A 14,253-nucleotide genomic window follows, 5' to 3' on the forward strand; every position below is an offset into this window, starting at 1 on the left:
CCATGGACGTAAAACTCAAGGCAGTCGAACCCTTTAGCGTGGCGGGCTTGCAAGTCCGTACCCGTAACACCGACGAGCAGCAACCGGAAACGGCAAGGATCGGCCCGATGTGGGAGCGGTTCTTCACCGAGGGGCTGTTCGACCGGATTCCGGCCAGGCGCTCGGAGTCGTTCGTCTATGGGGTGTATTCCAACTATGAATCGGATGCGACCGGCCACTTCGATGTAACCGCCGGCGTGGAGGTCGACGCAACGAGCCCGGGCTACCCCGTCGTGGACATCGAGGGTGGCGATTACCTGGTGTTCTCGGCCAAGGGACCGATGCCCGACTGTGTGATCCAGACCTGGGGCCTGATCTGGGCATACTTTGCTGACAACCCGCAGACCCTGCGCCGTTTCGTCACCGATTTCGAGGTCTACAACGGCCCCGACTCGGTGGCGATCTACATCGGCGTTCAGTCCCCGGCCGAGCGCTCCAGCGCCAGTAACTGACGCTTGCGCTCCACCCCCCAGCGATAGCCCGAGAGGTTGCCGTCGCTGCGCACCACCCGGTGACAGGGGATTGCCACGGCCAGGCTGTTGGCGCCACAGGCCTGGGCCACCGCGCGCACGGCCTTGGGCAGGCCGATGCGCTGGGCGATCTCGGCGTAGCTGGCGGTACTGCCCGGCGGAATCTCTCGCAGGGCCTGCCAGACCCGCTCCTGGAATGCCGTGCCCTGCAGATCCAGGGGTAGATTCAGGCCCAGGGCGGGCGCTTCGATGAAACCGACCACCTGCGCGACCAGTTGCTCGAATTCCCGGTCGGCACCGATGAGGTTGGCGCGGCGGAATTTGTCCTGCAGGTCGCGGACCAGTGCGTCGGGGTCGTCCCCCAAAAGGATGGCGCACACGCCGCGTTCGCTTTGCGCCACCAGGATCGCTCCCAGGGAGCATTGTCCGACGGCGAAGTGGATATCGGTGTTCTGCCCGGCGGCACGGTAGTCGGCGGGTTTCATACCCAGCACTTTATCGGCTGCTTCGTAAAAGCGGCTGTTGGAATTGAAACCGGCGTCGTACAACGCTTCGGTGACGGTCCCGGCGTCGGCCAGGCGTTCACGCACCTTGCGCGAGCGGTGGGCGGCGGCGTAGCCCTTGGGGGTCAGGCCGGTGACGGTCTTGAAGATCCGATGGAAGTGGAACGGGCTCAAGCCTGCGCTTCGGGCCAGCTCATTGAGCCCCGGCAGTTCCTCCGCCGCTTCGATCTGCCGGCAGGCCGCCGCGACCCGGGCGGCTTGTTGGGCGGCCACCTGGGTCTGGTCCCTGGCGGCGCGTTTGCTGGGGCGATAGCCGGCTGCCTGGGCCTGTTCCGGGGTGTCGAAGAATTCGACGTTGCGCGGATTGGGCAGGCGCGACAGGCTGCTGGGATGGCAGTAGATGCCGGTGGTTTTCACGCCGTAGACGAATTGCCCGTCGGCGCGAGGGTCCCGGGCGAGCACGGCGGCCCAGCGAGGATCGAGTTCAGGGGCGAGGGTGTTCGAAGTGGTGTTCATGGTCGTTCTGTCCATTGGCCCGTTTTGGCTACAGTAACCAGCCGGTGGGAGGGCGACACTCCGGGTCTTGCGGTTGAATTCTGCATGGTTATCCGGCGGTGCGGAACGTCAGGTTGATCCGCTGCGCGCCCAGCCGTGGATGCCGACCGTCCTTGAGCGGCAGCACGCCGTGGTAACGCAGCCGGTCGACGCCGCCCCAGACCACGATGTCGCCGTGAAACAGCGGAACGCGCAAGGGCTTGTCGCTGCGCTCGAATCCGCCGAACTGGAACACCGCCGGCAGGCCCAGGGATATCGAGACGATGGGGGCGGTGAGGCTGCGTTCATTCTTATCCTGGTGCAACGACATCCGCGCCCCCGGCACATAGCGGTTGATCAGGCAGGCGTCGGGCTCGAAGTGCTCGAAATGCGCTGCTCGTGCGGCGGCCTGGGCCAGTTCGCGGAACAGCGTCGGCATGTCGGGCCAGGGGCGGCCGCTCTGTGGGTCATGGGCGGTGTAGCGATAGCCGCAGCGGTCGGTGGTCCAGCCCAGCGCACCGCAACTGCTCAAGGCCACCGACATGGTAAAGCCGCCGGGCGTGACCATCTGCCGGAACGGCGCGGTCTGCAAGACCGTTTCCAGGGCCGGCAGCAACTGCTCCAGCCAAGGCAGGGCAAACCCGCGCAGCACGAACGCCTGCTGGCCAATCTGTTCGATCTGGCCGGGTGTCGCCGGCGACTCGTCGGCGAACAGGTCCAACGTGATCGGGGTGTCGTCATTGCGCGTCATGAAAAATGATTCCCAAGGTGTGCCGTTGGCCGCTGTGCACGCGGCTGACGCCATGGCGCATGTTCACCCGATAATAACCGCGAACGCCTTTGACCGGTCGTTGATGCACGGCAAACACCACGGCATCGCCTTGTTTCAGACCGATGACCTGGGGGCGCGACTGCATGCGTGGGCGTTGTTCGGTGAGCACGAATTCGCCGCCGGTAAAGTCCTGGCCCGGTTCCGACAGCAGTATCGCCACCTGCAGCGGGAATACCTGCTCGCCGTACAGATCCTGATGCAGGCAGTTGTAATCCTGAGGGCCGTATTGCAGCAGCAACGGCGTCGGACGCTGTTGCCCGGCGCCATGGCAATGCCGAATGAAATCGCAGTGTGCGTCGGGGTATCTCGTTTCAAGGCCCATGTGTTCGTTCCAGCGGTTCGCCAGGGGCACCAGCAGCGGATACAACGTTTCACGCAGCTGCTGGACGATAGCGGGCAACGGGTAGCGGAAATATTGATATTCGCCGCGCCCGAATCCATGGCGGGCCATGATCACCCGGGAACGGAACAGCCCGGGCTGTGGGTACAGGCTGCTGAGCTGATGACATTGAGTCACCGGCAAAAGACGGCGAAGCACGCCACTGCCATGCTGCTCGAGGCTTTGTTCCAGGGCTGGCTGGTCGATTGCATCGAGGGACTGGCTCAGCGAATGTGAGGTAGAGGGCATGGTGACAATCCTGGGGAATAGGATTGGTCAGTCTGGTGGGTGTTGGGCTGTCCGGCACTCCGGCGCTTGCGGTTAATGTTTGTTTGTGGCCCGCGGCCATCTGATATTGCATCACCCCGTGGCGAGGGGATAAATCCCTTCGCCACAAAAGCCTCGGAGGGGACTACAACGCCTTGCTGACCTTGACGTCGCTGATCACATCGTCGCTCTGCCCATGCATCGCCTCCAGCGCTGCTCGGGCTTCTTCCTCAGTGCCGGTTTCCAGCTGCGCGAACTCGAAGCGGCGTTTGTCGTTGAGTTTGTATTTGATGACGTATTTGGTTGTCTGGGCCACGGTTTTGCCTATGTGAGCAGGGGGCTCAGCTCAGTTTCGAGCTGGAGCGCCGGACGATTTTGATCTTGTGGGTCAGGGTCGGCTTGCGCGTGACGCTGATGGCCCGGCGGCTGACGGTGTCGATGGTGATGTTCCAGAAGCCGGTACTCGGTGCGGTGATTCGCGCCGGGAACGTATCGAACGCGCCGCCGTGGTAAGTGTGGCGTCCGCCATTCTTGAAACTGCGGAAGTTCGCGTCGTTCATCAGGCGGATGTTGCACGTCTGGGAGCATTCGATGACGACAATATCGTCTTCGTTGAGGTGCTCGCGTTGGTGGATGAATTTCATGGGCGCCTCCAGAAGGGCTTTTTTTCTACACGCTCGACACGGTAGAGGCTGCAATAATGGGACGCAGTTTATCAGCACCGTGGGTTAAAAGCCGGTCCCTGACCCGACTTCCGCGATTTGACACGACGGTGCCAAATAAAAAAGCGCGGGGCACCGGAGAAAAACGGCTTCTACGCTGTCGGAGGGTCTTTGTCGGAGGAATCATATGAAGCGTAGTGCGTGGGTGTTGGCATTGGCCTTGGGTGGATGTGCATCGGTATCGGACATCAACCAGACGCCGCCCACCATGAGTGTTATCTCCGGTAAGAAACCCCACGAATATGCCCGGTGCGTCGCTGACAAGCTGGCCGACAGCCGCGGCGCGTTGCAGATGGAACCCCACAAGAACGGCGTCCGCCTGATCGTCCCCGGCAAACTTTCGAGCCTGCCGGCCGCGGTGTTCGACATTGACGAACGCTCCAGCGGCAGCAGCATCAAGCTGCATGAAAGCATGTCCAATGTACCGGTGCGCCCGGGTGATGTGCAGGACGCGGCCAACGCCTGCATTTCCGGCTGATAACGGTATCAGCTCCGGCCTGACCTTACTTGCACACGACCACGACACTGCGACTGGTGAAGTTGCCGACATTCACGCCCAGGGTCTTGTCGCTTTCATTGGCCTGGGGCGTACCATCGGTGCCAACGATACGGTAGCCGGTGCCGGCGCAGGAGGCATCGGCTTTTTCATAGCAGGCGGCCCAGGAATTGGCTTCGCCTGAACAGTCGATGGTCAGGCCCTGCTCGCCGTTGGCCAGGTAGGTATTTTCCGTCGAGGCACAACCCGCCAGGGCCAGGACCGTAAACAGCGCCAGATAAGTTTTCATGGAGTGGTCATCGAAAAGGGAGGGGACTGCGCGAGGTTATAGCGAATGGTCATTGCGGTACAGATAAACAGCTGGCCTGCACCCTGCCGCAAGGCGACTGATGCAGGCCCTTGCGGTTATTTCTTGCGGCGATCGTTGCGGGCCGGCGCTTTTTCGCGCTCCTTGGCGGCGGGCGCAGGACGCTCGTCCTGGAACACCGCGGCCACTTCCACCGCCATGGTCTTGGTAGGCAAGGGACCGGCAACCTGCTCGCCATGGTAATTGACAATCCACCATTGGCCGTCCTTGTCCTGACTGACCGAATAACCGTTTGCGTTTCGTGTTGCCGACATCTAGCTGCCTCATTGGCGGGATCGAGGGCGCCATGATACGCCAAATGCATGCAAACGGTGCCAGCGGGCTTACCGTTGGACCGTTGAACCCCCGAAACGAAAGGCGATTGAACTATCCGCCGGTTTATTTCTCTATGATGGCATCGGTTGGCCAGTGCAGGCATTGTAAGGTGCCCGCGGCCTGATTAGACTGCGCCGAAACCCGTCGTACACACCGCCTTTTAAAGGATTCATATGATCAAGAAATGCTTGTTCCCTGCAGCCGGTTACGGTACTCGCTTCCTGCCAGCGACTAAGGCCATGCCCAAAGAAATGCTGCCGGTGGTGAACAAGCCACTGATTCAGTACGGTGTCGAAGAAGCCCTCGATGCGGGCCTGAATGAAATATCCATCGTGACCGGCCGTGGCAAGCGCGCGCTGGAAGACCATTTCGACATCAGCTATGAGCTGGAAAACCAGATCAAGGGCACCGACAAGGAAAAGTACCTGGTCGGTATCCGCAAACTGCTGGATGAGTGTTCGTTCTCCTACACCCGCCAGACTGAAATGAAAGGCCTGGGCCACGCGATCCTGACTGGCCGTCCATTGATCGGCGACGAACCTTTCGCCGTGGTGTTGGCGGACGACCTGTGCGTCAATCTGGAAGGCGACGGCGTGCTGACCCAGATGGTCAAGCTGTACAAGCAATTCCGCTGCTCCATCGTGGCAATCCAGGAAGTCGATCCGCAGGAAACCAACAAGTACGGCGTGATCGCCGGCGAAATGATCCGCGACGACATCTATCGCGTGCACAGCATGGTTGAAAAGCCAAAGCCTGAAGACGCTCCGTCGAACCTGGCGATCATCGGCCGCTACATCCTGACGCCGGACATCTTCGACCTGATCGAACAGACCGAGCCTGGCAAGGGTGGTGAAATCCAGATCACCGATGCCCTGATGAAACAGGCCCAGAACGGCTGCGTCATGGCCTACAAGTTCAAGGGCAAGCGTTTCGACTGCGGTGGCGCCGAAGGCTACATCGACGCGACCAACTTCTGCTTCGAGAACTTCTACAAGACCGGCAAGGCTTACTGATAGCCCACGCCGCGAACTGAAAAACGCCCCGACTGGTTCGGGGCGTTTTTTTTTGCGGGCAATGCATTGTCATGTCTGGCATAGAACCTTGTGGCGCTCAGCTTTATCCTTGATGAACTTCACCCTGGCATTTTCATTTTTCGCCCCCATAACCCACCCAACGCTGACCCGTCTGGAAACAGCGGGTATGCTGGTGGCCTGCCAAAGGAGAGAGTAATGGCCTACGATTTTGACCTGTATGTGATTGGCGCCGGTTCCGGTGGTGTGCGGGCTGCACGGTTCGCCGCAGGTTTTGGCGCCAGGGTGGCCGTGGCGGAGAGCCGCTACCTGGGTGGTACCTGCGTGAACGTCGGTTGCGTTCCGAAGAAGCTGCTGGTCTATGGCGCGCATTATGCCGAAGACTTCGAGCAGGCTTCGGCCTATGGCTGGACGGCGGGGGAGGCGAGTTTCGACTGGGCCACGCTGATTGCCAACAAGGACCAGGAGATCAACCGCCTCAACGGCATCTATCGCAATCTGCTGGTCAACAGCGGCGTGGCGTTGCATGAGGGCCATGCGAAGATCACCGGCCCCCATGAGGTGGAGATCAACGGCCAGCGCCATACCGCCGAGCACATCCTGGTCGCCACCGGTGGTTGGCCGGTCATCCCGCAGATTCCAGGGCGCGAGCATGCCATCAGTTCCAATGAGGCTTTTTTCCTCAAGGAACTGCCCAAGCGCGTGCTGGTGGTGGGAGGTGGCTACATCGCGGTGGAGTTCGCCGGGATTTTCCACGGCATGGGCGCGCAGACGTCTCTGCTGTATCGCGGCGAGCTGTTCCTGCGCGGCTTTGACGCTGCGGTGCGCAAGCACCTGGCTGAAGAGTTGACGCGCCGGGGCCTGGACCTGCAGTTCAATGCCGATATCCAGCGCATCGACAAGCAGGCCGATGGCAGCCTGGAAGTGACCCTCAAGGACGGCCGTACGCTGATGACCGATTGCGTCTTCTACGCCACCGGTAGGCGGCCGATGCTCGATAACCTCGGTCTGGAGAACACCGCTGTCGCGTTGGATGAGAAAGGCTTTGTAAAGGTCAATGAAAAATACGAGACCACCGAGCCGTCGATCCTCGCCATTGGCGATGTGATCGGCCGAGTACAGCTGACACCCGTCGCCCTGGCCGAGGGCATGGCGGTGGCGCGGCGTCTGTTCAAGCCCGAGCAGTACCGGCTGGTGGACTACCGGATGATTCCCACCGCGGTATTCAGCCTGCCGAACATCGGCACGGTCGGCCTGACCGAAGAACAGGCCAGGGAAGAAGGGCATGAGGTGCAGATTTTCGAAAGCCGTTTCCGGCCGATGAAGCTGAGCCTGACCGACTGCCAGGAGCGCACACTGATGAAACTGGTGGTGGATGCCCGGACCGACAAGGTCCTGGGTTGCCATATGGTCGGTCCCGACGCCGGGGAAATCGTTCAGGGTCTGGCCATTGCCCTCAAGGCCGGCGCCAGCAAACGCGATTTTGACGAAACCATCGGCGTGCATCCTACCGCCGCCGAAGAGTTCGTCACCATGCGTACACCCGCGGCCTGACGCTGTTGTGTAGAAGCTGCCGGGTTGTGGCAGCTTCTACAGATTTTTTCTATCTATACAGTTCCCTGATAGTCAAAACCAATTATTCGCATCAGCTTTGCCAATGAGCCAGGTGGAGAGTGAGTGGGTAAGCTTCTCTCCATCAACTTTCAACCCTGATGGAGAAACACCGATGCCTATCATCAACAGCCAAGTCAAACCGTTCAAAGCTACCGCATTCAAAAACGGCGCTTTCGTCGAAGTATCGGACGCCGACCTGAAAGGCAAGTGGTCTGTCGTGTTCTTCTACCCGGCTGACTTCACTTTCGTTTGCCCAACCGAGCTGGAAGACCTGGCCGACAACTACGCCGAGTTCCAGAAGCTGGGCGTCGAGATCTACAGTGTGTCGACCGACACTCACTTCGCCCACGCTGCCTGGCACAACACTTCGCCAGCCATCGGCAAGATCCAGTACACCATGATCGGCGATCCGACCCTGACCATCTCCCGCAACTTCGACGTGCTGATCGAAGAAGCTGGCCTGGCTGACCGCGGTACGTTCGTAATCAACCCGGAAGGTCAGATCAAGATTGTCGAAATCAACGACGGTGGTGTAGGCCGTGACGCTTCCGAGCTGCTGCGCAAGATCAAAGCCGCCCAGTACGTTGCCGCTCACCCTGGCGAAGTCTGCCCGGCCAAATGGAAAGAAGGCGAGGCCACCCTGGCTCCGTCCCTGGATCTGGTTGGCAAGATCTAAGACCGTGAGTCCTTTGAGGGCGGTCACCCGCACTTAAGTAAGCCGCACCGCCCACAAAAAAACGCCCGGGCGAGATTCGCTCGGGCGTTGTTTTTTCTGAAATTCAAAAAATGGAAATCGCCCGTATGTTGGACGCCAATCTTAAAGCTCAGTTGAAGTCATATCTGGAACGGGTCACCCAACCGATCGAGATCGTTGCATCCCTCGACGACGGTGCGAAATCCCAGGAAATGCTGGCGCTGCTCAAAGACATTGCCAGCCTCTCCACCCAGATCACCTTGCTCGACAACGGCACCGATGCGCGTAAGCCATCGTTCTCGTTGAACCGCCCGGGAGCCGATATCAGCCTGCGTTTCGCCGGCATTCCCATGGGCCACGAATTCACTTCGCTGGTGCTGGCCTTGCTGCAAGTCGGCGGTCACCCCTCGAAGGCCAGTGTCGAAGTCATTGAACAGATCCGCGCCCTTGAAGGCGAGTTCAACTTCGAGACTTATTTCTCGCTGTCGTGCCAGAACTGCCCGGACGTCGTCCAGGCGCTGAACCTGATGGCGGTGCTGAACCCGAACATCCGCCATGTCGCCATCGACGGCGCGCTGTTCCAGGCCGAGGTCGATGAGCGTCAGATCATGGCCGTGCCGAGCATCTACTTGAACGGTGAGAACTTCGGTCAGGGGCGCATGGGCCTGGAAGAGATTCTCGCCAAGATCGACACCAGCGGCATCGAACGCCAGGCCGAAAAAATCAGCGCCAAGGACGCCTTCGATGTGTTGGTGGTCGGCGGTGGCCCGGCCGGCGCGTCGGCGGCGATCTATGCGGCCCGTAAAGGCATCCGCACTGGTGTGGCGGCCGAACGCTTCGGCGGTCAGGTGCTCGATACCATGGCCATCGAGAACTTCATCTCGGTCCAGGAAACCGAAGGACCGAAACTGGCCGTGGCCCTGGAAGAGCACGTCAAGCAATACGACGTAGACATCATGAACCTGCAACGTGCCGATGCGCTGGTGCCTGGCACGGACGGCGCACTGCACGAAGTCCGGTTCGCCAGCGGTGCGCGCCTCAAGGCCAAGACCGTGATCCTGGCGACTGGCGCCCGCTGGCGTGAAATGAACGTGCCAGGGGAGCAGCAATACCGCAACAAGGGCGTGGCGTACTGCCCGCACTGTGACGGTCCGCTGTTCAAGGGCAAGCGCGTGGCCGTGATTGGCGGGGGCAATTCTGGTGTCGAAGCGGCCATCGACCTGGCCGGCATCGTCGCCCATGTCACCTTGCTGGAATTCGATGTGCAATTGCGCGCCGATGCGGTGTTGCAGCGCAAGCTGCACAGCTTGCCGAACGTGACGGTGATAACCAACGCCCAGACCACCGAAGTGACGGGCGACGGTCAGAAGGTCAACGGCCTGCGCTACAAGGATCGTCCGAGCGGTGAAGTGCTGGACGTGGCCCTGGAGGGGATCTTCGTGCAGATCGGCCTGTTGCCCAACACCGACTGGCTCAAGGGGACCGTCGAGCTGTCACCACGTGGCGAGATCATTGTCGACGCCCGGGGGGAAACCTCCATTCCCGGTGTGTTTGCGGCCGGCGATGTGACCACCGTGCCGTACAAGCAGATCGTGATCGCCGTAGGCGAGGGCGCCAAGGCTTCGTTGAGCGCCTTTGACCATCTGATCCGTACCTCCGCTCCGGCATAAGCAGCCGCGCGCTGGAAAAACAAAACCCCATGGGCCAGGCTCATGGGGTTTTTTATTTTTTGCAGATCAGCTCAAGACCGGGCCGCCCCATTCGCGAGCAAGCCCGCTCCCACAGTAGTGCGCGTCGATCACAGCAATCCTGTACGACCTGATTCCAGTGTGGGAGCGGGCTTGCTCGCGAAAGCGTCGGTGCAGCCTGCATCAGTTCAAGCAAGCTCACTTCTACAGCTGGCTCTCAGTGCTGCTTAGAGCGGCGCAGGCTGGATAATCTCGACCCAGTAGCCATCCGGGTCCTTGATGAACGCCAGGCTTTTCATGCGGCCGTCGCTCAGGCGCTTCTGGAAGTCACAGCCCAACGCTTCGAAGCGTTCGCAGGCGGCGACTACATCCGGTACCGAGATGCAGATGTGACCGAACCCGCGCGGATCGGTGTTGCCGTTGTGGTAAGCGAATGCCGGGTCGCTTTCGGTACCGTGGTTGTGGGTCAGTTCCAGGATGCCGGGGATCGATTTCATCCACTCGGTGCGTGCCGCGGCGTCCGCCGGAATCTGGCGCTTGTCCACCAGGGCGAGGAAGTACAGGCTGAATTCGGCTTCAGGGAAGTCGCGCTTTTCCACCAGCGAGAAGCCCAGGACGCGGGTATAGAAGTCCAGGGACTTGGTAATGTCCTTGACCCGCAGCATGGTGTGGTTGAAGACGAAGTTAGCCGTGGCGGCATCGGGTTGGGCGGTGACGCCCGGGAAAGTGTCGAGTTCGTGCAGGCTCATGGGCCCTCCGGAAAATAAGTGGGGCAAACGACGTCGCAGGGCTTGGCGCGACGGTTCTGTGGCTTGCGTCAGGCATGATACGCAGAGGCCGCGACATCGCCAAACCGTGTGCGGCTATTGCCTGGTCATGCGGTGAGCTTCAGACTTCGCGATTCGTCCTTGAGTGCAGTGCAATGATTCGACCGTTCCTTTCGTTGTTCGTCCTGTTTTTTGCCATTGCTGCGAGTGCCAGCGGCCAGGCCGCCGAACCGCAGGTCACCTGGCCCCAGGGCTGGTTCATCGAGCCGCTGCCTTCCGCTGCGTCTGCCGCGCCGGCGGCGCCAGGCACCTCTCGGCAACGGGCGACCAAGAATGACTCGACAGGCAATGCCGTCATGGTCATGGAGCTGACCGCAACGCCCGTCGATCCCGATCATCAAGTCAATTTGCAAGGCGTGCTCCTGGAAATGCGCAAGTCAATCCAGAAGGATTTTTTCCAGGGTGGTTATCAAAGTGTATGCAATAAGATTCATGCTTCCCTGTTGGGCGGGGTAACCGCCCTGGAAACTACCTGCACGATCACACAGAATGGCCGACATGTGTTGTCTCAGACACTGGTCGCAGCACTTAATGAAGGCCGGGCCTATGTACTGTCCTATGCGGGACAGGCGCAGGTATTTGTTGAAAGCCAGGATGAAATACAGGCGGTACGAAATAGTCTGAAACTATAGGGCTATCAAGCTAATACGTCAGGCTTATTCCAGAAGTTTGAGTCCATGAAAAAGCCCTGAGGTATTCAGGGCTTTTTTTATTCATCCTGGGTGTCAGCTGCGTACCCAGGAGTCGACGGTGCTCGCGCCGTATTGTTCTTTCCATGCTTTCAGGCCGCGGTGATTGCCGCCCTTGGTTTCGATCAGTTCGCCGGTGTGCGGGTTCTGATAGACCTTGACCACTCGTGCACGGCGGGTCTTAGGCGCCTTGGTCGATGAAGACCCCGCTTTTGACGGGTTCGGGTCAAGAATTGCGATGATGTCGCGCAAGCCCTTGTCGTAGGTTTTCATCAGTGCCTGGAGCTTTTCTTCGAATTCGATTTCTTTCTTGAGCCCGGCATCATTCTTCAGCATTTCCAGCTGTTTGAGCTGATCCTGAAGGGCCTTTTCGGCTTTACGAAATTCAACGAGTCTGGACAATTATCGTTACTCCAATCAAATATTTGGCTGAGACCAACCGCAGACAAAGCTATAAGCCAAGCGCTTTGACGCGCCTCGGTGATAAATGACTCTCCTGCTATCCAGCACAGGCAGAAAAATTGTAGTAGTTAAACCGGGCAGTGTAAATCGTATCTTTTTCGTCATGTAACAAGAGCAAACGTTTTCCTCAAGTTGCAGCGCTGTCTGCGCGAGGCCGTTGTGTACCAAGTATAGATTCAACTGGGTAGTCCAATGGAAGTTGTGCTTCGATTGTCCATGGGTGGCATTACGATATCGTCCGCTAGAACCGAGCTTTCTTCATTCGATAGACAAGGCCAACTCGATAAATGCCCGAGTGGCGGGTGAAACCTGGCGGCTGTCCAGCACCGCCAGGCCGATCTGGCGCGGAACCGGAGGCGACAAGGGCCGTACCACGAAGCCCGGGTGATCCCCCTCAGGCAGCGAGCCCTCGGAGACCACGGTCACGGCCTCACCCCGGCTGACGGTGTTCAATGTGCTGAGCAGTTGTGAACAGCGATAGCGCACGTTGGGTGCGAGCCGGGCGGCATTGAACAGGCGCGTGACCAACTCTGCCGATCCGGCCTCGGTGAGCACGAAGGGATCGCCGCACAGGTCATGCAGGCTCAGGCTGGTTCGGGCGGCGAGGGGGTGGGCAGTGGGGAGGAGCGCGACCATCTGGTCTTGCATCAGGGCGAACGTATCGAAACGCTCCTCAGGCAGCACCACGAAGCCGACATCGATCCGCCGCTCATCCAGCCATTGGATGACTTGCCGGTCCGGCCCTTCGTCGATGTGCACCTCAATTCCTGGATGCAGGGCCCGATAGCGCTGCAGGATGGCGGGCAACAGCTTGATCGATGAGGTCGGGCCGAACGAGCCGATGCGCAAAGTACCACGGCGCATGCCGCGTGCGTCGGCGGCTTCCTGGCGCAAGGTATTGGCCAACCCAAGCATGGCGCGGGCGCGCAGGAGCAACTGTTGGCCGATGTCGCTGAGTTCAACCACGGACTGGTGACGCTTGAGCAGCTCGACCCCCAGCTCCTGCTCCAGCGACTTGATGGCGTGGGACACCGCCGACTGGCCGATGCCCAGACGCGTCGCAGCAGCGGTGAAACCACGTAGCTCGGCGACCAGGGAGAAGATTTCGAGTTGGGTGAGGGTCATGAGGGATTGCTCATTTTACGATGACTTAATATGAACTGGATAATGAGGTATCCGGGTTGAATCGGATAGCGCCACAAGGTTGTGTACCTTGCTTTAATTGTCTGCGGTGACCCATGAAAACCCTCGAACAAGCCTTACCAACGCCCTCGGACCTGTCTGTTTACCTGAAGCTATCCATGGTCACCATGATCTGGGGCGGCACTTTCGTGGCTGGCAGGATCCTGTCCGATGCCTTGGCGCCCCTGCTGGCCGCCAGTCTGCGCTTCCTGCTGGCCAGTGTGGCGCTGTTGCTGTTCCTCTTCCTGGCAAGGATCCCGCTGGCCAGGCCTACGTTGAAACAGGGGGTGCAACTGGCGGTGCTGGGGTTCTTCGGCATCCTTTTCTACAACCTGTGTTTCTTCTACGGCTTGCACTACATCAATGCCTCGCGGGCCTCGCTGATCGTGGCCTTGAACCCGGCGGTGATCGGCCTGGCGTCCTGGTGGCTGTTCAAGGAGCGGTTAAGTCGGTTGAAAGTAGGCGCAATCGTGCTGTGCATCGGCGGCGCGGGGCTGGTCATCGTCAGTCGCGATCCTCTCTTGCTGGAGGCGTCCGCGCAGAGCTGGATCGGTGATCTGCTGATTTTCGGCTGCGTACTGGGGTGGGGCATTTATTCGCTGTTTTCCCGAAACCTGAATGAAAGCCTCGGCCCATTGCAAACGGTAACCTGGTCGATCCTGCTGGGCACGGTGATGTTGTGGCTGGTCTGTGCAGCCGGGGGGGAGGTTCACTTCGAAGCCCTGCGCGGGCTGGACATGAGGCAGTGGCTGAGCCTGCTTTATCTTGGCGTGTTGGGCTCGGCCCTGGCCTATATCGCCTGGTATGACGGTATTCGCCGGATCGGCGCAACCCGTTCCGGTGTATTCATCGCCCTCAACCCGCTGACGGCGGTCCTGCTGGGTGCGCTGCTATTGGACGAACGGCTCACGACCTTGATGTGCGTGGGCGGCGGGTTGATCCTGACCGGTATTTTCCTGTGCAACAGCCCCCTTGCGCGGGCGGCGAAAAAGCCGATTTGATAGAGGAGGCGGACAAATCCGGTTACGCTGTGTAGAATCGATTTACGCATATAAGAATAACGTCTTCTGGCAGCAGAAGCCTCGCCCGCAAAAGCCTTGGGTCGACAATGAAGATACTTGGGTTACAACTGATCTATGGCG

General features: G+C 59.9%; 18 protein-coding genes. 8 read left to right on the forward strand and 10 right to left on the reverse strand.

What is annotated here, in order from left to right; all coding sequences use genetic code 11:
- The first annotated feature begins 2 nt into the window (after positions 1-2).
- The gene (locus FBX99_RS17930; protein ID WP_144925371.1) at positions 3-491 is read left to right on the forward strand and encodes a GyrI-like domain-containing protein; all 489 of its coding nucleotides are present in this window, start codon (positions 3-5) and stop codon (positions 489-491) included.
- Here FBX99_RS17930 and ada read toward each other — a convergent pair.
- From ada to FBX99_RS17950, 5 genes are all read right to left on the reverse strand, one after another.
- Positions 455-1,528: a bifunctional DNA-binding transcriptional regulator/O6-methylguanine-DNA methyltransferase Ada gene (gene ada / locus FBX99_RS17935; RefSeq protein WP_145132395.1), complete on the reverse strand. Its 1,074-nt coding sequence runs from the start codon at positions 1,526-1,528 to the stop codon at positions 455-457. The two genes, FBX99_RS17930 and ada, sit on opposite strands and share 37 nt — an antisense overlap.
- An 88-nt stretch (positions 1,529-1,616) precedes the next feature.
- Positions 1,617-2,297 carry a DNA oxidative demethylase AlkB gene (gene alkB, locus FBX99_RS17940; protein ID WP_144925366.1) on the reverse strand — a complete coding sequence of 227 codons (681 nt, stop codon included), beginning with the start codon at positions 2,295-2,297 and terminating at the stop codon, positions 1,617-1,619.
- Positions 2,284-3,006: a 2OG-Fe(II) oxygenase gene (locus FBX99_RS17945; RefSeq protein WP_144925363.1), complete on the reverse strand. Its 723-nt coding sequence runs from the start codon at positions 3,004-3,006 to the stop codon at positions 2,284-2,286. The genes alkB and FBX99_RS17945 overlap by 14 nt, the downstream gene beginning before the upstream one ends.
- Positions 3,007-3,169: 163 nt before the next feature.
- The gene (locus FBX99_RS28910; protein WP_178111985.1) at positions 3,170-3,340 is read right to left on the reverse strand and encodes a hypothetical protein; all 171 of its coding nucleotides are present in this window, start codon (positions 3,338-3,340) and stop codon (positions 3,170-3,172) included.
- A gap of 25 nt (positions 3,341-3,365) precedes the next feature.
- The gene (locus tag FBX99_RS17950) at positions 3,366-3,668 is read right to left on the reverse strand and encodes a DUF1883 domain-containing protein (RefSeq protein WP_144925360.1); all 303 of its coding nucleotides are present in this window, start codon (positions 3,666-3,668) and stop codon (positions 3,366-3,368) included.
- Between the two features lie 205 nt (positions 3,669-3,873).
- On the opposite strand from FBX99_RS17950, the gene FBX99_RS17955 reads away from it, so the two are divergent.
- Positions 3,874-4,224, forward strand: a complete 351-nt coding sequence (locus tag FBX99_RS17955; RefSeq protein WP_144925357.1) for a hypothetical protein — start codon at positions 3,874-3,876, stop codon at positions 4,222-4,224.
- Between the two features lie 25 nt (positions 4,225-4,249).
- On the opposite strand, the gene FBX99_RS17960 is transcribed toward FBX99_RS17955, so the two are convergent.
- On the reverse strand, positions 4,250-4,531 hold the full coding sequence (locus FBX99_RS17960) for a hypothetical protein (protein ID WP_145132397.1): 282 nt from the start codon (positions 4,529-4,531) through the stop codon (positions 4,250-4,252).
- A gap of 116 nt (positions 4,532-4,647) precedes the next feature.
- A complete protein-coding gene (locus tag FBX99_RS17965; protein WP_055129562.1) occupies positions 4,648-4,863 on the reverse strand; it encodes a hypothetical protein in 216 nt (71 codons plus the stop codon).
- A gap of 234 nt (positions 4,864-5,097) precedes the next feature.
- On the opposite strand from FBX99_RS17965, the gene galU reads away from it, so the two are divergent.
- The 4 genes from galU to ahpF all read left to right on the forward strand — a co-directional run bounded on the left by galU (position 5,098) and on the right by ahpF (position 9,933).
- Positions 5,098-5,937: a UTP--glucose-1-phosphate uridylyltransferase GalU gene (gene galU, locus FBX99_RS17970; RefSeq protein WP_011061681.1), complete on the forward strand. Its 840-nt coding sequence runs from the start codon at positions 5,098-5,100 to the stop codon at positions 5,935-5,937.
- Between the two features lie 216 nt (positions 5,938-6,153).
- Entirely contained in the window at positions 6,154-7,509 is a 1,356-nt protein-coding gene (gorA, locus tag FBX99_RS17975) for a glutathione-disulfide reductase (RefSeq protein WP_144925354.1), read from the forward strand.
- Positions 7,510-7,681: 172 nt separating this feature from the next.
- The gene (ahpC, locus tag FBX99_RS17980) at positions 7,682-8,245 is read left to right on the forward strand and encodes an alkyl hydroperoxide reductase subunit C (RefSeq protein WP_020294651.1); all 564 of its coding nucleotides are present in this window, start codon (positions 7,682-7,684) and stop codon (positions 8,243-8,245) included.
- Between the two features lie 125 nt (positions 8,246-8,370).
- Positions 8,371-9,933 carry an alkyl hydroperoxide reductase subunit F gene (gene ahpF, locus FBX99_RS17985; RefSeq protein ID WP_144925351.1) on the forward strand — a complete coding sequence of 521 codons (1,563 nt, stop codon included), beginning with the start codon at positions 8,371-8,373 and terminating at the stop codon, positions 9,931-9,933.
- A gap of 245 nt (positions 9,934-10,178) precedes the next feature.
- On the opposite strand, the gene gloA is transcribed toward ahpF, so the two are convergent.
- Positions 10,179-10,700 carry a lactoylglutathione lyase gene (gloA, locus tag FBX99_RS17990; protein ID WP_139648649.1) on the reverse strand — a complete coding sequence of 174 codons (522 nt, stop codon included), beginning with the start codon at positions 10,698-10,700 and terminating at the stop codon, positions 10,179-10,181.
- 173 nt (positions 10,701-10,873) lie between these two features.
- Here gloA and FBX99_RS17995 point away from each other — a divergent pair, with 173 nt between their 5' ends.
- On the forward strand, positions 10,874-11,410 hold the full coding sequence (locus tag FBX99_RS17995) for a DUF4946 domain-containing protein (RefSeq protein ID WP_144925348.1): 537 nt from the start codon (positions 10,874-10,876) through the stop codon (positions 11,408-11,410).
- A 93-nt stretch (positions 11,411-11,503) separates the two neighbouring features.
- Here FBX99_RS17995 and FBX99_RS18000 read toward each other — a convergent pair whose 3' ends face one another.
- Positions 11,504-11,869, reverse strand: coding sequence for a histone-like nucleoid-structuring protein, MvaT/MvaU family (locus FBX99_RS18000; protein ID WP_144925345.1), 366 nt, complete (start codon positions 11,867-11,869; stop codon positions 11,504-11,506).
- A 318-nt stretch (positions 11,870-12,187) separates the two neighbouring features.
- Positions 12,188-13,054 carry a LysR family transcriptional regulator gene (locus tag FBX99_RS18005; protein WP_144925342.1) on the reverse strand — a complete coding sequence of 289 codons (867 nt, stop codon included), beginning with the start codon at positions 13,052-13,054 and terminating at the stop codon, positions 12,188-12,190.
- 113 nt (positions 13,055-13,167) lie between these two features.
- Between FBX99_RS18005 and FBX99_RS18010 the strand changes: the two genes are divergently transcribed.
- Positions 13,168-14,112: a DMT family transporter gene (locus tag FBX99_RS18010; RefSeq protein ID WP_144925339.1), complete on the forward strand. Its 945-nt coding sequence runs from the start codon at positions 13,168-13,170 to the stop codon at positions 14,110-14,112.
- Positions 14,113-14,253: the final 141 nt, after the last annotated feature.

It is taken from the genome of Pseudomonas sp. SJZ074, from assembly GCF_007828215.1.
Classification (GTDB): Bacteria; Pseudomonadota; Gammaproteobacteria; order Pseudomonadales; family Pseudomonadaceae; genus Aquipseudomonas.